This window comes from Pseudotamlana agarivorans, assembly GCF_001642835.1.
Taxonomy (GTDB): Bacteria; Bacteroidota; Bacteroidia; order Flavobacteriales; family Flavobacteriaceae; genus Pseudotamlana; species Pseudotamlana agarivorans.
This window is the reverse complement of sequence record NZ_LXEI01000002.1, coordinates 167,849-187,880: the sequence shown is the minus strand read 5'-3', so window position 1 is coordinate 187,880 and position 20,032 is coordinate 167,849. Positions and strand designations below refer to the sequence as shown.

The window sequence follows — 20,032 nt, the reverse complement described above, 5'->3', positions numbered from 1 at the left end:
AAAAAACCTACTTTAATAATATTCAAACTAAAACTATTTTATAAATAAAGATTAATTAAATCATTAGCAGGAAGTTATTCAAGCATCAAAGTAGAAGAAAAGATGTTGGGCTAATGAATAATTCGGAACAAAAAAAAGCCCGAGTTAAAAAACTCAGGCTTTAATATTTATAAGAAATCAGTGTTTTAATTACACCACTAACAACTTGCTTGAAGGCTTAAACTTTGTAAGATTGATACCTTTTACAGCAGCTTGATATTCTACCAAATCAGGAGTTCTTCCTAAAATAGTTGATAATACAACAACTGGTGTAGATGATAATAAAGATTCACCTTTTTTCTCACCAGAATCTTTTACCACACGACCTTGGAATAAACGTGTAGAAGTCGCCATTACCGTATCACCTGGCTCAGCTTTTTCTTGGTTACCCATACAAAGGTTACAACCTGGACGCTCTAAATAAAGCATATTCTCGTATTTCGTACGTGCAGCTGCTTTAGGATCGTTATCATCAAATTCGAAACCAGAGTATTTTTGTAATACTTCCCAATCTCCTTCTGCTTTTAACTCATCAACAATATTATATGTTGGAGGAGCAACAACTAAAGGCGCTTTAAACTCAACTTTACCATGTAAATCTTCAATGTTTTTCAACATTTGAGCTAATATTTTCATGTCTCCTTTGTGAACCATACAAGATCCAACGAAACCTAAATCTACTTGCTTCGTTCCACCGTAATAAGATAATGGTCTGATGGTATCATGCGTATAACGTTTAGAAACATCTTCATTATTTACATCTGGATCGGCAATCATTGGCTCTTGAATTTCATCAAGATCAATTTCTACTTCAGCAAAATACTTGGCATTAGCATCTGGAGTTAAAGCTGGTTTTTCTCCAGTTTTAATTTCATTAATTCTCTTATCAGCAATCGCAATTAATCCTTTAAGCACGTTAAGATCATTATCCATACCTTTATCGATCATGATTTGGATTCTACTCTTAGCGATCTCTAAAGATTCAATTAAAGTAGCATCTTCAGAAATACAGATCGATGCTTTTGCTTTCATCTCTGCAGTCCAATCTGTAAACGTAAAGGCTTGATCGGCAGTTAATGTTCCTAAGTGTACTTCAATAATACGACCTTGGAATACGTTGTCTCCACCAAATTGAGAAAGCATTTGTTGTTGTGTAGCATGTACCACATCACGAAAATCCATGTAAGGTAACATTTCACCTTTAAAAGTCACTTTAACCGATTGAGGAATTGGCATAGACGCCTCACCAGTTGCAAGAGCTAAGGCTACGGTTCCTGAATCTGCTCCAAAAGCCACACCTTTAGACATTCTCGTGTGAGAATCGCCACCAATAATAATAGCCCAGTCATCAACAGTGATATCATTTAAAACCTTGTGAATAACATCGGTCATGGCGTGATATTTCCCTTTAGGGTCACGCGCTGTAATCAATCCAAAATCGTTCATGAATTTCATCAATCTTGGAATGTTAGCTTTAGATTTATTATCCCAAACAGAAGCGGTATGACAACCTGATTGGTATGCCCCGTCTACAATAGGAGAAATAATAGTCGCTGCCATCATCTCTAATTCTTGAGATGTCATTAATCCTGTAGTATCTTGAGATCCTACAATATTAACTTCAACACGAACATCTGACCCAGCGTGTAATACTTTACCTGGTGTTGTTCCTACAGCATTTTTATTAAATATTTTTTCAACAGCAGTAAGTCCCTGACCTTCAATAGAAATTTCTTTTGATGGCGCATAAACAGGAATGACATCAATACCTAAAACTTTAGATGCAAACGTTTGAAGTTTTTTACCAAAAACAACAGCATATGATCCTCCAGCTTTAATAAACTCAACTTTTTGAGGTGTTAATGACGCTGAAATATCAATTAATTCTTGGTCACCGTGGTATAATTTTTTCTCTTTAGTATTTACAGTAAGTACTGTTCCTGTAGCTACAGAGTATTTTTCTTCTAAAACAGGATCGCCGTTTTCATCTTTAATAACATTGCCTTCAGCATCAGTCTTTTTAACCCAGTTTTTTAAATCGATTCCAATACCTCCTGTTACACCTACAGTCGTTAAGAAAATTGGAGAAATACCATTTGTTCCAGCAATAATTGGAGCAATATTTATAAATGGTACATAAGGACTAGCTTTAACACCTGTCCATAAAGCCACATTATTTACACCTGACATTCTAGATGAACCTACACCCATCGTTCCTTTTTCGGCAATTAACATTACACGTTTATCAGGATGTTGCGCTTGTAAGGCTTTAAGTTCTTCTTGTTGAGCTTTATTATGCTCAAAAATACATTGACCATGTAATTCACGATCTGATCTTGAGTGCGCATCACCACCTGGAGATAATAAATCGGTAGAAATATCACCTACACCGGCAATAAAAGTAACAACTTCAATTTTTTCTTCTACCTCAGGAAGCTTCGTGAAAAATTCTGCTTTAGCATAACTTTCAATAAGTTCTTTAGCGATACTATTTCCTGCTTTATAAGCTGCTTCTAAACGAGCAGTATCAGCTTCATAAAGGAAAACTTGAGTTTTTAAAACTTCAGCAGCCTCTTTAGCGATAGCTTCATCATCACCAAGTGCAATATCTAAAAGTACTCCAATTGATGGACCACCTTTCATATGTGACAATTGCTCTAAAGCAAAAGCAGGAGTGATTTCTTTAACAACAGACTCTCCAAGAATGATTTCCTTTAAAAATTTAGCTTTTACACCAGCAGCGCTTGTGGTTCCAGGCAAAACGTTATAGATAAAGAAGTTTAGAGAATCTTCTCTATGTTCATTATCTACATCTTTAATTTGCTCAATAATTACGCTTAATAATTCTGCACCATCAATTGGCTTAGGGTGAAGACCTTGTTCTTTTCTTTCTTCAATCTCCTTGAGATAATCGTTATAAATATTCATAAAATAGAATTAATCTGGTTTGGCATTACTTGTAGATCATAATTTAACAGCTGTTAAATTATTCTTATATAGAACTCGAATTTACTGTGACACAATAAAGCAAGCGACCTAAAGGCCATTTATTTTTTTAGGCTTCGCAAAATACAAAATAAAAACCTTATTTTTAAAAGGAATTCCTCTTATACGATAAGTAATACTTCCAAATTATTATTGTGTCATAATTATTTAAAATCATTTAATTTTTGACATAAATATTCATAAATAATTACCGAATTGACAATACCAATACCCTAATTAAATTTTTATGTTTGTATTTAAACCTTGTTTAGAAGTAGATAATTCATGCTGATTGAATATATCATGGTATTTCTTCATTAAAATTTAGGATTTTAAATGTCTGAAGAAGTCATCTGTTTTTTTTGGAAAACGAGTATTTGATGAATTATTATCTTTAAAGAAACAGCCTATTGAATATTTTGAGACCTATAAAGATTGTATCCAGTAATAAACCCTGGAATATTTAGGATAGCATAAAACTAAATGGATTGGATTACCTCTTAAAATAAACTGGCAATAATCTGTTCTTCGGAAACACCTTCTGCTTCTGCCTTGTAATTTTTAATAATTCGATGTCTTAGAACACCAAATGCAACCGCTTGAATATCTTCTATATCAGGAGAAAACTTACCTTTTATTGCGGCATGAGTTTTTGCGGCTAATACCAAGTTTTGAGACGCTCGAGGTCCTGCTCCCCAATCGATATATTTTTTGACTAATTCTGGTGCTGCATCAGAGTTTGGTCTGGTTTTACCTACTAAAGTCACGGCGTATTCAATCACATTATCAGCAACTGGAATTCTCCTTATTAGATGTTGAAATTGTATAATTTCTTCTGAAGAAAACAAGGTATTCAGCTTAACTGTATTGTCTGTAGTTGTAGATTTAATAACTTCAACTTCTTCATCGAAAGTTGGGTAATCTAAATGAATCGCAAACATAAAACGGTCCAACTGTGCTTCAGGTAAAGGATAAGTACCTTCCTGCTCAATAGGGTTTTGAGTCGCTAATACAAAATAAGGCAAACTTAGTTTATAATGGTGTCCTGCTACAGTTACCGCACGTTCTTGCATGGCTTCTAATAATGCAGCTTGCGTTTTTGGAGGTGTTCTATTAATCTCATCGGCTAAAATGATGTTAGAAAAAATAGGTCCTTTTATGAATTTAAAGCGACGATCTTCATCCAACACTTCACTCCCAAGAATATCACTAGGCATTAAATCTGGGGTAAACTGAATGCGTTTGAAATCTAAACCCAGCGTCTGTGCAATGGTATTTACCATTAAAGTTTTGGCTAATCCGGGTACTCCAATTAGCAAGGCATGGCCTCCAGAAAATATAGAAATTAAAATTTGAGTAACAACTTCATCCTGACCAATAATAACTTTAGCTATTTCGGATTTTAAATTTTTGAATTGTTTAACGAATGATTCTAGTGCTGCTACGTCTGACATATATTATTTTTTTAACCAATTTCCAGTAAAATCGCAATTTCTAAACTCACCGCTAATTTTAATATAGGTATCTAAAATATGTTCCTCCTGCCATTCTTCAATCGCTTTAATCTTTTTCTGATCTAGCGCTAACTCTTTAATTTTTAAATAATCCCTACCATAATCAGCTTCATGCTCGTCGATTCTATCGGTTACTTTTAAAATTTTAAACTTTACTTTTCCTGTTCTATCTTCTTCTTTTAAAACCAAACTTACTTCATCATCCTTTAAGTTTTGAATTTGAGCATATAACTCAGGATCCATTCTAGTAAGTTCAAAATTATAATCTTGTGTTGTTGGGTTGATTAATTGTCCGCCATCATTTTTAGTTTCCTTCTCGTCACTTACTTCTTTTGCGGCTTCAGCAAATGAAATATCGCCATCTATAATACGCTTTCTAACTTTCTCTAGGCGCTCTTTAGCTTCGTCAATTGCCTTTTGAGAAACCTTAGGAATTAGAAGTATGTGTGCAACATCATATTCTTGACCTCTGATTTTTTCAAGCATGATAATATGGTACCCATAATCGGTTGCAAAAGGTTCTGAAATCTGACCTTCTTCTAAAGAAAAAGCTACTTGTCTAAACTCCTTTACCATTTTAGGCTTTTTCTTATTCAGCGTGTATTTTCCTCCTTTACTTGCCGATCCTGGATCGTCAGAATACAACACCGCTTTAGAACGGAAACTTGCACCGTTCTCAACAATATCTTTTTTGAAACCTTTTAGGCGGTCTATAATTTTTTGCTTCTCTTCTTCTGATACTTGAGGCTCGGCAACGATTTGCGCTACTTTAAGTTCCGCCCCAAAAGTTGGACGTTCATCTTCAGGCAGGCTATTAAAAAAAGTTCTAACCTCTTCAGGAGTAATTTCAACTTCTTCTACAATATGTGCTTGCATTTTATTAGCCAACTCATTGGCCTTATTAATTTCAAACATATCATCCCTAAAACTTTTTTCATCCTCTTTATTATAGAACTCTAAAAGTTTTTCCATGGAACCGTTGGTTTGTTGTAAAAACTGTTCAATTTGGTAATCTACATTTTTTCTAATTTCGGCATCCGAGACTGGAAGACTGTCTTGAATCGCGTGGTGGGCATATAATTTACGCTCTAACATCAAACCAAATAATTCACAATCATCTACCCCTTCTAAAGAACCTCCAGCAGCCTTAACTTGCTCTCTTTCCTTTTTGATATCAGAATCCAAAACGATATAATTTCCTACCACTGCTGCAACGCCATCAATCTTTCTCGCATTTTGAGTTTTAACAGAATCTACCTTCGTCACTACCTGTTCAGGAACCTCTTCTTCAATAATTTCTTGGCCAGTCATAATTCCTACAAAAAGGAAAGTCATGCTAAAAACCCATATATGCTTCAAATTATTTATAAATTTCAAATTGTTTATTTTTAATGGCATCTTTTGTGATATCTTTTTCTAACTCTTTAATTAATTCTAGCTTTCGTTTATTAATCACGATTTGATCAATAGTAGGCTTAACATACTCTAACGGGGCAGTATTATTACGCAGTAAAAAATCATTAATTTGCATCAAATATACTCCTAATGAATCTTTGAGCTGTATAAAATTAGATTTTTTTAACAGTTCGTCTTTATTTTCAGAATTTACCGCTGGAATTTTGTTTACCACCTGACTCAACTTAATCCAAATTGAATCATTTAAGGAATAAGATTTAAACTGAATAGAGATGGAATCTAATACTTTTTTATCCTTTTCGCTATACCTCTGGAATCGCTCATTTATGTCGTTATAATTGATGATATTTTCATCAACATGAATGTATCGGAATTTTATAAGTTCTTCGTTTAGTTTGAAAACTTCCTTATTTTCCTCGTAATAACTGTTAGCTTCGTCTATAGTTACCAGGGTATCTATACTGCGCTTTACAAGTGCTTCAACATAAGCTTTGGTGTATAAATCATTTTTATACTGAACGACAAGTTTATTAAAAGCGTCCTGTTTTTCCTGACTTAAATTTACCATGGCACCATCAACAAGCAATTGTTGTGTTGCCCAACGGTTAATAAAATTATGGACAATTAAGATGCTATCTGCTTCTGAAGCGTCGGCGGGAACCAAGCCACTAATATCATCGTGATATAAATAACTGGTATTAACCCGAGCCACGGCATCTATTTCTTCTGATTTATTAAAATAACCACAAGAAACCACTAACACCCCAAGCAATAATAAACTGATTCTAATGCGCACCCTTTTTATTTAAGTTGATTTTTTACTTTTTTGAAAACGTCCTGGTTCACTTTAACTTCATACTTTTCCTCTAAACTACCAATCCATTTTTCTTCTTTTAGAGTTTGGTAATCGTTAACCACCAGACCTTTTGCTTCTTCAAATGTTTTTTGTTTCTTAGGAAAAACGTCTTTAACCTGAACTACGACATAAGCATCATTGTGTTTAAAAATTTTAGAAACACCTTTTTTAAATTCGAAATTCTTTGGTAGTCCTTGATGGTCGGCTTCCACTACACCAGAGGTGAAGATAACATTAACATCACCGTTTTTATTTACCGCTGACTTAATCGTTTCAACATCTTCATTGTGCTCTAATAATTTAGAAACCGTTTTTATATCTTTTTTCTTAGACGAAGAAGCGATTACCGCATCAATCCGTTCAGGAAAGTTATAGTCTGACTGATGTGTTTCGTAATATTTTTTCACTTCTAAAGAATCGGTTTGAGCCGTGTTCCAAATCGTGTTTTCCATAAGTTCGAATAACAATAGTCCGTCTCTGTATTCGTGAACTACCGAAGCATACTCTTCGTTTTCAGTTTCTAAATGCGCCTCTTGATATTCGATTAGATGGTCCTTTAAAAAAGATTGATATTTTTCCTCTACCAGGTCATTAAGAGGCATTTTTTTTCTTGATTGACGCTGTGTTTTCAAAAGATAATCACCGAATTCTTTATAAGAAATTTGCTCTTCTTGAATGTTTAAGAAAACCTTTTCTGAAGAAAAATTGCTAGGAAGTCCCCATGAGTTTTTAAAATAATTCTCGTTTAAAATTGATTCGAAATAAGATAATGGCACTTGTGTGTCATCAATATCATATTTTTTCTTTAAGCTATCAATTAATGCCTGATCAATAATTTTAGATCTTGAATCTCGTTTCACTTTTTCAACAAGCTCTGGTTTCATAGTTTCAAAGTCAGGAACTGGAATAATTTGATATAACTTGATAATATGCCATCCGAATTTAGTTTGAAACGGTTTGGAAATATCACCTTCATTTTTCAAATTAAAAGCGACATTTTCAAAGGCTTCAGCACTTATTTGTCCGCGACTAAAAGCGCGTAATTTCCCTCCTTTTTCTGCTGAATTAGTATCCTGTGAAAACTGTTTCGCTAAAGCTTCAAAAGAATCGCCTTGGTTAATTTTAGCATAAACTTCATTAATTTTTTCTTCAGCTTGACCTACAATCGAATCGTTCGCTTCTTGTCCTGTAGTAATCATGATATGCCCTACTTCACGTTCACCTTCAGATTTTCGCTTATCGATAACATGTAATATATGATATCCAAATCGCGTTCTAAAAGGCTGAGATGTTGCTCCAACAGGAGTATTGTAAGCCATGGTTTCAAAATCATAGACCATTTTAAACCCAGAAAAGTACCCTAAAGCTTCTCCGTAAATGGTTTTTCCATTATGCACTTCTTTTCTAACTTTTTCGAAGCCTTCCTTTTCAGTGCGTTCCCTTAGTTTTACAATTTTATTATAAGCTGCTAAGGTATCTTCTGAACTCGCATCTTCAGCAACTTTTACTAAAATATGATTGGCGTTTACATCTTCAGTAATACGCTCGTAGGCCTCCTCGACCAATGCATCGGTAGCTTTAGGATCTGAAATATAATTCTTTGCAAGTTGTTTTTTATAGCTTTCTAGTTCTTTTTTATAGCCTGGTTTTTCATGAAAACCCTGACTTCTTGCTTCCTTAATTTTCAACTTATAGCTGGTAAAAAGCTTTAAGTATTCATCAACATCCTTTTGGGACTCATCTTGAACCAGATCTAAGTTTTTTTGGTACACTCTAATAAATTCCGAAGCATAAACTGGATCATTTCCTACGGTAAATAAGACGTCTTCTTCAGTAGATTGAGCCAAAGCATTAAAGGCTATAAAAGAAGAAAAAAATATAAAAAAATATTTCAATTTCATAGAGTTAAATTATTTTCAAAGGATACAAAAATAGCAATATAAACGTAGATTGCAAGTTGTTTTATGAACGATTAAAAGAGGCATATATTTCATCCCTTTTATGTATTTTTACCTTTTGAATTTTTAAAATATTCACATGCGCAAACTCAAACTTATTTGGGACTTTCATGGCCCAAATGCAGAACAAACCGCAATTCACCATAATATTCATTTAAAAGAATACATTAAAATTGAAAACCTTGATATTAGTATTACAGGAGTTTCTAACTTAAGTGATATGCATAGCATTGCCTTTTTGGTTGTCAATGAAAATGAGATGAAACCTATACGAGATGCCTTAAAACCTCATCGTGGTCAAGTTTATACCGCAGAGTAAAACAATTTTCAGCTATTTGGGGAATTGCCTTTTTATATTACGAATAATATTCTCTAAGCCATTTAACTTAAGTTCGTAAACTTGTTCTAACATAAGGCCCAACTTCCCTTTAGGAAATCCTTTGCTATGATACCAAACTACATAATACTCGGGTAAATCGATTAAATACCGATCTTTATACTTACCAAAAGGCATTTTGGTATGTGCTAAATCTATTAAAAACTGTTGATCTGGTAACATGTTTATTTTAAACTAATCGGTTAATTTTAACGTCACTTTTTTAATAAAGATTCTAAAAAAGAGGCTGTTTGAATAGTCGATAAAACTTACTTTTCAAACAGCCTCACATATAATACAATCTATAAACCGTTAATCCTGAACTTTAACTATGGTTAAATTATCGTGCATTACCAAATACGCTGAATCATTATAATAACCCCCTAAGCGTTGTTTTTTATAAGCAAATTTATTCTCAACATATTCCGTAAGAGGCGCATTAACTGTGGACATGTATAAATCGTTGGAAGAAGCCAATCGTAAAGCAACATCCATAGCTAAATCAAACCCTTTAACAGCGCGTTTATTAGGAATAGTGTTATAAATACGGTTATACGTTTTTACAAAAGAATTATCCTGACTTTCGTTATACTCCAATGAGCCCGTTGCAAAATGAAAACGCAGTTTAGACAAATGGTTGTTATTAATTTGATCGCCTTCAAAAGCTGTGTTTATGTTTGTTGTTACTAAAATAATTTCAACGGCTTGTTGCTGAGTTTCCGTATTTTCTTTTCGAATTAAAGAAGCCAAAATACTTGTAACATTGGAAGCAAACCCTTCATCCTTAGTTTCTAAAAACACATAGTTTTTTCCTGGCTTTAGGCCTTTACTTATATCTTCTCGCGTAGCAAAAAACTCATCTTTACCATTTTTACCTTTTCTCGATTCAACATGATGAGCTACAGGAAAATCATTTTTAAGATCTCTAGCTATCGCTGAAGTTTTAGAATCGGAAACAATTAACACGTTATAATTAAGTGTATCTGCTTTTACAAAATTGACGATTTTTTGTTTTAACAATTCATCTGAAGGACGAGATTGAAAAACATTATCACGCAGGTTTAAATTTAGCCCTATAGGTGATACCACTGGGATATGATCGGCATTTAAAGCAGAAGCCACTTTATCGAAACACATAGATGTTAACGGACCAATAACAGCATCGACATTTTTAAAATTATGGTCTTCCACAATTTTAGACACCTCACTTACACTATTTTTAGTATCATAAACATCTAGTTTCAATGAAATTCCAAGTTTTTTCAAAGAATCGACAGCAACTAATACTCCTGAATAAAATTCTAAAGAAGCATTTAAATACGGATCACTTTTGATGCTGTTTTTGGTATGTGAGACAGAATCAAAATCTACACGATTTAATCGGAAAGGCAACATCACTGCAATGTGCTGTGTTTTACGATTCGAAATACTATCAACAAGATTTACTTTTTCGGCTACCGAACCTCCTACTATAGGCGCAACTTCTTCAGAAAACGGTATTTTTAGAATCATACCTGATTTCAGTCCAGTTTCAGCTAAACCTGGATTAAGCGCCTCTAATTCCGATTGTTCTAAATCTAATTTTATTTTAAGCCTGTAAAAGCCTTCTTTAGGTAAAACTTTATAGTAGCTGTACTTCTGTTCGTCGATAACTTTTTCTTCAGTCTCTTCAATATTAGGCACCAATAAAACTTGCCCTTCATTTAAAACATCACCCATATCTGGATTTAGGGCTTCCAATTCTTTTAAGGTAATTCCGAATTTATAAGCGACACGCCACTTCCCTTCTTTTGGTAAAACCGTATACTCTTTAGTAGGTTTTACTTCTTCAATAACCTTTACTGTTTTGTAAACAGGAATTTGAATCTTATCTCCTTTTCGTAAGGGGTTTGAGTATAAAAAAGTGTTGTGTTTTTTGATATCGGCCTCCTCAACATTGTACATTTTAGACAAGCTATACAAAGTCTCTTTTCGCTTAACTCGGTGAGGTTTTAATCCTTGAAACTCTCTTGAAACTGTAGTTGTGGTTTTAGGTTTTTCGGCTTTCGAAATAGGAATTATTAATATCGTATTCGGTTTTAACCCTCTTTTAGCATCTGGATTTAACTTGTAAATATCTGAAGGTGTTACAAAATAACGTTTAGCTAAACTTTCAACGGTTTCTCCTGCTTTAACGTTATGTGTGCTAAAATTTTGAGCCTTAACACTTGTAAAAGTCAATACAAAAACCAGTACTAATAATATTCTATTCATAGTTTGTTATTATCTGCTAATATAAAGATAGTAAAACGTAAATACCTACGCCATATTACATTAATTGTAAATAAAAAAGAGGCGGTCTAAAAAGTATTAAACACGTCATTCTGAATTTATTTCAGAATCTCATCATACTGATAACCAGTAGTTAGGAGAACCTGAATCAAGTTCAGGTTGACGAAAATTTTACTTTCTGTACAGCCTCTCTCTTTTTTCATATAGTATGCTGAAACCAAAATTATGTATTTAATCCTAAATCACAAAATTTAAAGGTTTCAGTCATCATCTTTATTCCCACTCAATTGTTGCAGGTGGTTTTGAACTAATATCGTAAACTACTCTGTTTACACCTTTTACTTTATTTATAATATCGTTTGATATTTTTTGAAGGAACTCGTATGGTAAATTAACCCAATCGGCTGTCATACCATCGGTACTTTCAACAGCACGTAGTGCCACACATTTTTCATAGGTACGCTCATCGCCCATAACACCAACACTATTTACAGGTAATAACATGGCACCAGCTTGCCATACTTTATCGTATAGTCCCCAAGTTTTAAGTCCGTTGATAAAAATAGCATCTACTTCTTGAAGTATACGTACCTTTTCGGCCGTAATATCGCCTAAAATACGGATTCCTAATCCTGGACCAGGGAATGGGTGACGACCAAGTAATTCTGGATCGATGCCTAAGGTTGCACCAACACGTCTTACCTCATCTTTAAAAATAGCTCTTAAAGGCTCTACGATTTTAAGTTTCATAAAATCAGGTAATCCTCCTACATTATGATGACTTTTAATTGTAGCTGAAGGCCCTCCGGTTGCAGAAACACTTTCAATAACATCTGGATAAATGGTTCCTTGAGCTAACCATTTTACATCTTCTAATTTATGAGCTTCATCGTCGAATACTTCTATAAAAGCATTTCCGATGGCTTTACGTTTTAATTCTGGATCTTCAATTCCTGCTAAAGCAGCTAAGAATCTATCGGAAGCATCAACACCTTTTACGTTAAGCCCCATGCCTTCGTATTGCTTTAAAACGCTCTCGAATTCGTTTTTACGAAGCAAGCCGTTATTTACAAAAATACAGTATAAATTTGCTCCAATGGCTTTGTTTAAAAGTACTGCAGCTACGGTAGAATCTACACCTCCTGAAAGCCCTAAAACAACTTTGTCGCCGCCTACTTTTGCCTTTATGGCCTCAACGGTTTCTTCAACAAATGAATCTGGCGTCCAATCTTGATTAAGTCCTGCAATACCTACTAAAAAGTTTTCTAAAAGTTGTTTACCATCTGTAGAGTGGTAAACTTCAGGATGGAACTGAATAGCAAAGGTTGTTTCTCCTTCAATTTTATAAGCCGCATTTTCAACATCGGTGGTACTTGCTAGTAACACACCATTTTCTGGTAATTTTTTAATGGTATCAGAATGGCTCATCCATACTTGGCTACCTTGACTGATATTTTCAAAAAATGCTTCTTCTGTTTTGATAAATGACAAATTCGCACGACCATACTCTCTCGTATTTGAAGGTGCCACTTCGCCACCTGAAAAGTGTGCTAAGTATTGCGCTCCGTAACACACAGCTAGCATTGGCTTAACCCCTCTTATTCCTTTTAATTCAGGGTGCAAAGCGTCTTCGCCTCTAACAGAGTTTGGGCTACCAGAAAGAATCACTGCTTTGTATTCTTCTAAGTTGGTTGGAATTTTGTTAAATGGATGTATTTCGGAGTAGATGTTGAGTTCTCTAACTCGACGAGCAATAAGTTGAGTGTATTGCGATCCGAAGTCTAAAATTAGTACCTTATCATGTTGCATGCGCAAAAATATGAATTGATTTTTTATTGACGAATTACCTAACCGTTTTTTTGAGGTTTTTTTTAAGCCATGGTTTCTAAAATCATGCGAATATCTTCCTCAGTAGTATCTGGATTAATAAAGCAGAAACGCGAAACCGTCTCAAAAGTATTACCTGTTTTCCACTTTGTAGGCGTAACTAAAGCAAAGCCTGACTTATGATTTTCGTAAGTCCAATGCGTGTAATCATCCGGCTCCCACCCTATTCTTCTGTATAAAACACATGACAAACTAGGATCTCTTACCAATTCGACATGTGGCATTTCTTCTATTAAACGCCCTGCAATTTGAGCCAATTCTATACCACGTTCTACAGCTTCTTTATATTTATCGGTACCGTGCATGGCTAATGAAAACCATAAAGGTAAACCTCTTACCCGGCGTGTTAATTGTATTTGATAATCGGTTGGATTAAAACCATGAGCGCCTTCATCTTTAAAAATATCTAAATAGGAACCTTCCTGAGAATGCGCATCCTTTGCTAACTCCGGGTTTTTATAAATTACTGCACCACAATCGTATGGTGAGAACATCCACTTATGCGGATCGATAGTAATACTATCAGCTTTATCAATACCTTTAAACAAATGCTTCACAGATTGGGCCATTAAAGCCCCTCCGCCATAAGCGGCATCCACATGAAACCATAAATTTTCTTGTTCACAAACTTGAGCAATACCCTCCAAATCATCTATAATTCCGGCATTTGTAGTTCCTCCAGTCCCTACAACAGCAAACAAGCGTCGTTTTTCTTTAGGCGATAAGGCATTAATAGCATCTTGCAGCGCTTCTTTTTCTAAGCAATCTTCGGTATCGACAAGAACCACATCGATATCGGCAACTTTTGCCATGGCTTTCACCGATGAGTGTGCACCGATAGAAGTAATAATAAGTCCTTTTTGAGATTTATGTTCGGCATCACTATTACGCCAATATTCGCGAGCAGTTACAATAGCCGAAAGGTTTGCAGCGGTTCCTCCACTTGTAAACACACCAAAAGCTCCTTCAGGTAAACCTGTTAAAGACACCATCCAGCGCATGGCTTCATTTTCACAAAAAATACCTCCAGCACCTTCCATCCAATAGGCACCATGAATACTTGAAGCTGCTGTCACTAAATCGAACATAATGGCTGCTCTGGTTGGCGAAGCTGGTACAAAAGCTAAATTTCTAGGGTGATCCACAGGCACATTAGCCCCAGCAAGATGTTTACGCCATAACTTAAAAGCATATTCGCCACCAATTCCCTTTTCGGTAACGGTTTCGCCAACTAAGGCCTTTAACTCTTCAGCTTTTTTAGGTTTTCCAATTTTTGTGGTTGTAGAGGACACCCTATCGATAACATATTTCATAGTATCCATAGTCATCTCTACCAAATCAAAGTCAATCTTATGCATTTAAGTTATATTTTATATAAAAATCCAAAATTAAGCTTATCATTAGAAACTGTGAAATTTTAACAGCATTTAATCGAAAAGCTTTTTTAGAAAATTATAATGTCAATATCGAAAAGGCACCACTTAAAGGATTCAAGTTTTCAATAAGACTAGGCACAAGCTTTTCACCATACTCCAAATAAAATTGAGAAAAATTGGTGTTTCGTTCTTGCAGACTCTTATTTGGGAATAGCTCATTTTGAAGGTCGGTCATACGCAAAACCTCATCGGATAATTTTCGTTTCTGGGCTTGCAACAATCGTTTTTCTAGATGACCTAAGCCTTTTAATTGCTTCACTTCTTGCGCTTTTACGGCTCCCAAAAAAGATTTATCGGTTTGTTCGGCCAGATCGTATAAAGCTAGAAATTGTTCTTTTAGATGTTTTTTCTGAGTAGAGAAATCAATATCTATATTAGAAATTTCACGTACTTTTTTATTGATGAAGGTACTTTGTTTCAAAAATAAATCTTGTGTAGAAATATCTAAATTTTTTAATTTTTTAAGCTGATTTTCAGTCTGAATTAAAACAGAATTTCGCAACAATAACATGGGAAAAGGTACATCAACGGCATTAAAAAAGCCTTTCAGCTGAAACCAATAGGCCAATTCTCCGCCTCCACCAATATAGCATAGGTTGGGTAAAATGACTTCTTGATATAAAGGACGCATGATAACGTTTGGCGAAAACCGTTGGGGATTTTCATTTAATTCCTGTAACAATTCATCTTCGTTCCATTGAAGGTTTGTGTTTAAAACTTTATACACCTCATCTTCAAAAACGATACGTTCTCGTAACTGATCATCAATGTAAAATAGATTTATTTCTCTAGGATTAACCTGTATTTTGTAGTCTTGAAAAGCTACTGTAAGGTCATCGTTGGTTTTAGAAACCGCTTGAAACGACACTTGATTTAAAAGTTCCTGCTTCATAAAAGGAATAAAACCCCTTTTCAAACGCGCATTATTAGCATCTAAAATAACTAAGCCATACTCTTGAAATAAAGCATTGGCTAGAAAACGAGTCGCATCAGATAGATTATCATGATCCAAATACGCCTTCTTAAAAAGTTCCTTAATGGTTTCAGCATGTGTTGTAGAACCTAATTCTTCTGAAAAAACATCAAAAACGGCTTGTAAACCTTCTATAGATAATTCACCTACAGGCCCAGTGGATTCGCGATTCCACTGTACTTTTTTTCCTTTAAAATTAAAATAGTTGATTTCATCGAAATCATGATCTTCCGTAGCCATCCAATATATAGGTACAAAGTTGCTTTCGGAATGTTCCTTTTTTAATGTTTTAGCGAGGTTTATGGCCGAAACAATTTTATATAAGAAATATAAGGGCCCGGTAAATAAATTTAATTGATGTCCGGTAGTAACTGTAAAAGTGTTTTCGGATTGCAACAATTCAATCTGACTTAACACCAGTTTAGACGTTTCCAGGTTTTTATATTGTTCCTTTAGAACGGCAACCAAAGTGTTTCGAGACTCCAAACTAAAAGACTTGCTTTTTTCTTCAATCTGAAGTTTAAAATTATCCAAGTTCGGAAACCTGTTATAAAACGGCTGTAATATTTCACTTTCAGCTAAATAGTCACAAATTAATGATGAAAAATAGCCGGTTTTATTAAAAGGAAGGGTTTTATGCTGCATGTTCAGTAAAAAATCACGTAAATATACTGTTATTCTATTTTAACAAATCTAAAAATTAAGTTAAGATGCTTCTATTTGGCTTAACCACTAATTAATCCTGAGGTAACTTTTAAAGCTTTGTCTAAGCACTGTATTAATCCTTACTTAACGTTATTAACTTTCAACTAACCCTAAGTTAATCATTCAACATTAATCACATAACAAGTTTCCCGTGCACTCATAATACATTTGGTAATAACATAAACCAAACAATTTATCAATTTTTAATTATGAAAAACTTATTTAAACTTTTACTGCTTTTATTAGTACTTACAGCCACGAGTACGGTGTTGGTCGCTTGTGATGGCGAAGACGGAAAAGATGGTGTAGACGGTACTAACGGTCAAGATGGACAAGACGGTGAGGATGGCGCCGATTATTCTGTTGAAGACTTGATTCCTCTTGAATCGTCAAGAACACCTAACTTTTATAAGGTAGACCCTGCATTCTCTTCTATTGAAGTCACTCCACTTCTATCTTCTGAAGATGTTCTAGAAAGTTCTCCTGAGTTCGTTTACGGTTCACTAGCCGATGGTGCTGGATTATTAGCTGAAGATGATGGGTCTTTTACTTTAATTAACAACCTTGAAGGCGATTATTCTATTGCTAGAATTAAATTAAACGAAGATTTAAAACCTATGTACGGTGAATACATTTTAAATGCGTTTGCTACAGCCTATACTGCACAATGTTCTGGATCTATGATTACTCCAGAAGAACACGGTTTTGGTCCTTTATATTTATCTGGAGGTGAATGGGGAGGTTCTTCAAAAGGTGTATTTGCAGTTAACCCATATAAATCTGTAGATAATGCTGATACTGCCATCATGTTACCAAAATTAGGCCAATGGTCTACCGAAAATGCTGTAGTTATTGGTAAAGATGCTTACCAAACTAAAACTGTTGCATTTATAGGTGACGACCACTCTGATAACTCTGTGCCTTCTGGACAATTAGGTATGTATGTTGGAAGTCGTGGGAATTTTGACGATGGAAAGCTTTACGGATTAAAAGTAACAACGGCTGGAATTGATTTTGAAATGGATATGGCTGAAGGTGTAGAATACGATGCTGAATTTGTTGAATTAAACGAAACACAAATCGATTTATTAGATGCTGAAGCTAAGGCTAAAGGCGTTATGGGCTTCTCTAGATTAGAAGATATCGATTGGAGACGTGGTTCTGCTGCTAACCAAAGAGAGATTTATTTTTGTGTAACAGGAAGAAATTACCCAGATTTAGTTGGTAAGGGCTCTTTATTAGGACGTATTTACAAGGTAGTATTAAATGAAAAAGATCCAGCTGGAGCTGCGAAAATCACTTGTGTTTTAGATGGCGATATCGTTGGTGGAAAGGCAGATGGTTTCCACTCGCCAGATAACATTTTAGTAACAGAAAACTACGCCTATATTCAAGAAGACCCCAATGGTTACGCTAACTTAAACTCTAACATCCAAGGTTATGCTAAAGTGTATCAATACGATTTAAATACAGGAGCATTTAAAACGGTTTTAGAATGTGATCAAGACACGGCTGCAGCTCAAGGCTATGGAAGCACATCAAATTATTGGGAGATCACAGGAATGATTGATGTTACAGAAGAAGTAAACAACGGTGAAAATACCTTTATCATCATCACTCAAAATCACGGTTGGGTTCCTGCTGATGGTTCTTCTTTTACAGATCCTAAAGCTAACTCATCTGATAGCGCCAACAAAGAAGGTTCTACATTATTTAAAATTACTGGATTAGACAGATAAAAATAGCATGAATTACATCTTACAAAATGTAAGAGCAAAGGCATATACTTTTGGTATATGTCTTTTGCTTTTATCAGGACTAGCGTGCAAAAGTGAAACCAGTAGTGAAACCCCAAAAGCTACAGAAAATGGCATTGAACAGATTTACTTAAACAACATTAAGCAAAGCATTGTAAACCTAGATGCTATAAACACTGTTGAAAACACAAATGATAAAATTGATAGCTACAAAAAAGCTAGACAGTATTTTAAATTGGCCGAACCTATTTTAGCTTATGTCGATCAAAATAATTACAAATCGATAAATGCACCAAACATTTTACAAGTTCATGAAGACAGCCCTACCGATATAAAAATTAGAAACCCTTTTGGATTTCAAGTGATTGAGGAACTGCTTCATGAAACCCCAATAGATAGAAGCAAAATTGCTGAAATCGTTAATATTACCAGTAGTCGACTAAAACTGATAGAACAAAACACCCATATAAATTTAAAGGATTATCATGTTATTTGGCTATTACGAAACCAAATAGTGCGCATTGCTACTACAGGAATTACAGGATTTGATTCACCTGTTTTAGGGCAATCATTAAAAGAAAGTCAGTTTACGTATGAAACATTAGAAGCTATTCTAAAACTTTCAGAAAGCAAATTCACTTCGGAAATTTTATATAAATCACTTTTATGTGCTATAGAAAAGGCTAAAACCGCTCTAAATGCCGACTTCGATACTTTTGATCGTTACGCCTTCATTAAAAATCATATTCATCCGCAGTTAAAACTTTTAGTAGACGCACAAAACGATTGGCAAGTAAGCTTTCCTTTTAACCTGGCTTTATCCAACGAACTCACATCATTGTTTACAGAAGAAACTCTTAATATGGATTTCTTTACGGATTATAAAAGTGATACCACCAATTTGGCAAACAAAGTGGCCTTCGGAAAACAACTTTTTAATGATAAAACCCTTTCCAAAGATCGAAACATGGCCTGTGCCACCTGCCATATTAAAGAAAAGGCTTTTACTGACGGACGTGTCACTTTTGACAAGCGTCAAAAAAGAAATACCCCTACACTTACCTATGCTTCTAATCAGCAATTGTATTTTACCGACGCTCGTGTGGGGAGTTTAGAAGGTCAAATTGTTGGTGTGGTAAATAATCACGATGAGTTTAACATGTCTATGGACTCGATCATAACAAGGGTAAAAAGTGATAAACATTACAAATATGTTTTAGATACGCTCTACCACAACAAACGAGAAGATTTCAATATAAGACACGCTATAGCATCCTACATTAGAACCTTGAATACGTTCGATTCTAAATTCGACAAGAACATAAACAACCTAGAAAATACATTAACCGCAGAAGAAAAACGTGGCTTTAATTTATTTATGGGTAAAGCGGCTTGTGCCACTTGTCATTTTCCGCCAATGTTTAACGGCACGGTTCCGCCAAATTTCACCGACACCGAATTGGAAATTATAGGCGTTCCGGAAACCAGTGAAAACAAAACGCTTGATGACGATTTAGGGCGATACGACATTTTTAAAACTAAGGAACGTATTGGCGCTTTTAAAACTCCAACAGTAAGAAATATCGAACTTACCGCACCCTATATGCACAACGGTGTGTATAACACATTAGAAGAGGTTGTTAATTTTTATAATGAAGGAGGAGGCGTTGGTTTAGGCTTTAATCTAGAACATCAAACCCTCCCTTTTGACCAATTAGATCTAACTGAAGATGAACAACATGCTATTGTTTTGTTTATGAAAAGCCTTACTGATTATACCGAAACAAACTTAAACTTATAACTCAACAATCTGAATAGTAGGATTTTACACGTTTTTTTCGTATATTAACAACATGTTA

13 protein-coding genes are annotated in these 20,032 nt (G+C 34.7%); 3 read left to right on the top strand and 10 right to left on the bottom strand.

The genetic code is table 11. From position 1 onward, the window contains the following. Positions 1-189: 189 nt before the first annotated feature. The 5 genes from A6I66_RS04145 to A6I66_RS04125 all read right to left on the bottom strand — a co-directional run bounded on the left by A6I66_RS04145 (position 190) and on the right by A6I66_RS04125 (position 8,711). Complete coding sequence (locus A6I66_RS04145) at positions 190-2,967, bottom strand: bifunctional aconitate hydratase 2/2-methylisocitrate dehydratase (RefSeq protein WP_067145913.1); 2,778 nt, start codon at positions 2,965-2,967, stop codon at positions 190-192. 557 nt (positions 2,968-3,524) lie between these two features. Beyond that, positions 3,525-4,478 carry an AAA family ATPase gene (locus A6I66_RS04140; protein WP_067145911.1) on the bottom strand — a complete coding sequence of 318 codons (954 nt, stop codon included), beginning with the start codon at positions 4,476-4,478 and terminating at the stop codon, positions 3,525-3,527. 3 nt (positions 4,479-4,481) lie between these two features. After that, positions 4,482-5,936, bottom strand: coding sequence for a peptidylprolyl isomerase (locus A6I66_RS04135; RefSeq protein ID WP_067145908.1), 1,455 nt, complete (start codon positions 5,934-5,936; stop codon positions 4,482-4,484). After that, positions 5,899-6,750 (bottom strand): peptidylprolyl isomerase, encoded by an 852-nt coding sequence (locus tag A6I66_RS04130; RefSeq protein WP_067145906.1) that lies wholly within the window; start codon positions 6,748-6,750, stop codon positions 5,899-5,901. Before A6I66_RS04130 ends, A6I66_RS04135 begins: the two co-directional genes overlap by 38 nt. A gap of 5 nt (positions 6,751-6,755) precedes the next feature. Continuing rightward, positions 6,756-8,711 (bottom strand): peptidylprolyl isomerase, encoded by a 1,956-nt coding sequence (locus tag A6I66_RS04125; protein ID WP_067145905.1) that lies wholly within the window; start codon positions 8,709-8,711, stop codon positions 6,756-6,758. A 136-nt stretch (positions 8,712-8,847) separates the two neighbouring features. Here A6I66_RS04125 and A6I66_RS04120 point away from each other — a divergent pair, with 136 nt between their 5' ends. Beyond that, positions 8,848-9,087, top strand: coding sequence for a hypothetical protein (locus A6I66_RS04120; protein ID WP_067145903.1), 240 nt, complete (start codon positions 8,848-8,850; stop codon positions 9,085-9,087). Positions 9,088-9,099: 12 nt separating this feature from the next. Here A6I66_RS04120 and A6I66_RS04115 read toward each other — a convergent pair whose 3' ends face one another. The 5 genes from A6I66_RS04115 to bshC form a co-directional block, all read right to left on the bottom strand. Then, positions 9,100-9,327, bottom strand: a complete 228-nt coding sequence (locus tag A6I66_RS04115; RefSeq protein WP_067145901.1) for a DUF3820 family protein — start codon at positions 9,325-9,327, stop codon at positions 9,100-9,102. A 129-nt stretch (positions 9,328-9,456) separates the two neighbouring features. Continuing rightward, positions 9,457-11,397 carry a LysM peptidoglycan-binding domain-containing protein gene (locus tag A6I66_RS04110; protein WP_067145899.1) on the bottom strand — a complete coding sequence of 647 codons (1,941 nt, stop codon included), beginning with the start codon at positions 11,395-11,397 and terminating at the stop codon, positions 9,457-9,459. Between the two features lie 291 nt (positions 11,398-11,688). Continuing rightward, complete coding sequence (gene guaA / locus A6I66_RS04105) at positions 11,689-13,224, bottom strand: glutamine-hydrolyzing GMP synthase (protein ID WP_067145896.1); 1,536 nt, start codon at positions 13,222-13,224, stop codon at positions 11,689-11,691. A 62-nt stretch (positions 13,225-13,286) separates the two neighbouring features. Continuing rightward, complete coding sequence (locus A6I66_RS04100; protein WP_067145894.1) at positions 13,287-14,660, bottom strand: pyridoxal phosphate-dependent decarboxylase family protein; 1,374 nt, start codon at positions 14,658-14,660, stop codon at positions 13,287-13,289. A 94-nt stretch (positions 14,661-14,754) separates the two neighbouring features. Further along, complete coding sequence (gene bshC, locus A6I66_RS04095) at positions 14,755-16,356, bottom strand: bacillithiol biosynthesis cysteine-adding enzyme BshC (RefSeq protein WP_067145892.1); 1,602 nt, start codon at positions 16,354-16,356, stop codon at positions 14,755-14,757. Positions 16,357-16,625: 269 nt separating this feature from the next. Here bshC and A6I66_RS04090 point away from each other — a divergent pair, with 269 nt between their 5' ends. Further along, a complete protein-coding gene (locus A6I66_RS04090; protein ID WP_067145890.1) occupies positions 16,626-18,155 on the top strand; it encodes an alkaline phosphatase PhoX in 1,530 nt (509 codons plus the stop codon). A 7-nt stretch (positions 18,156-18,162) separates the two neighbouring features. Next, positions 18,163-19,974 (top strand): cytochrome-c peroxidase, encoded by a 1,812-nt coding sequence (locus A6I66_RS04085; protein WP_067145888.1) that lies wholly within the window; start codon positions 18,163-18,165, stop codon positions 19,972-19,974. The last annotated feature ends 58 nt before the right edge of the window (positions 19,975-20,032 follow it).

Bases quoted from the DNA above. Each gene is read 5' to 3' on its own strand.
- A6I66_RS04120 (WP_067145903.1), top strand. From the start codon at position 8,848: ATGCGCAAACTCAAACTTATTTGGGACTTTCATGGCCCAAATGCAGAA.
- A6I66_RS04115 (WP_067145901.1), bottom strand. From the start codon at position 9,327: ATGTTACCAGATCAACAGTTTTTAATAGATTTAGCACATACCAAAATG.
- bshC (WP_067145892.1), bottom strand. From the start codon at position 16,356: ATGCAGCATAAAACCCTTCCTTTTAATAAAACCGGCTATTTTTCATCA.
- guaA (WP_067145896.1), bottom strand. From the start codon at position 13,224: ATGCAACATGATAAGGTACTAATTTTAGACTTCGGATCGCAATACACT.
- A6I66_RS04110 (WP_067145899.1), bottom strand. From the start codon at position 11,397: ATGAATAGAATATTATTAGTACTGGTTTTTGTATTGACTTTTACAAGT.
- A6I66_RS04085 (WP_067145888.1), top strand. From the start codon at position 18,163: ATGAATTACATCTTACAAAATGTAAGAGCAAAGGCATATACTTTTGGT.
- A6I66_RS04090 (WP_067145890.1), top strand. From the start codon at position 16,626: ATGAAAAACTTATTTAAACTTTTACTGCTTTTATTAGTACTTACAGCC.
- A6I66_RS04140 (WP_067145911.1), bottom strand. From the start codon at position 4,478: ATGTCAGACGTAGCAGCACTAGAATCATTCGTTAAACAATTCAAAAAT.
- A6I66_RS04100 (WP_067145894.1), bottom strand. From the start codon at position 14,660: ATGCATAAGATTGACTTTGATTTGGTAGAGATGACTATGGATACTATG.
- A6I66_RS04125 (WP_067145905.1), bottom strand. From the start codon at position 8,711: ATGAAATTGAAATATTTTTTTATATTTTTTTCTTCTTTTATAGCCTTT.
- A6I66_RS04135 (WP_067145908.1), bottom strand. From the start codon at position 5,936: ATGCCATTAAAAATAAACAATTTGAAATTTATAAATAATTTGAAGCAT.
- A6I66_RS04145 (WP_067145913.1), bottom strand. From the start codon at position 2,967: ATGAATATTTATAACGATTATCTCAAGGAGATTGAAGAAAGAAAAGAA.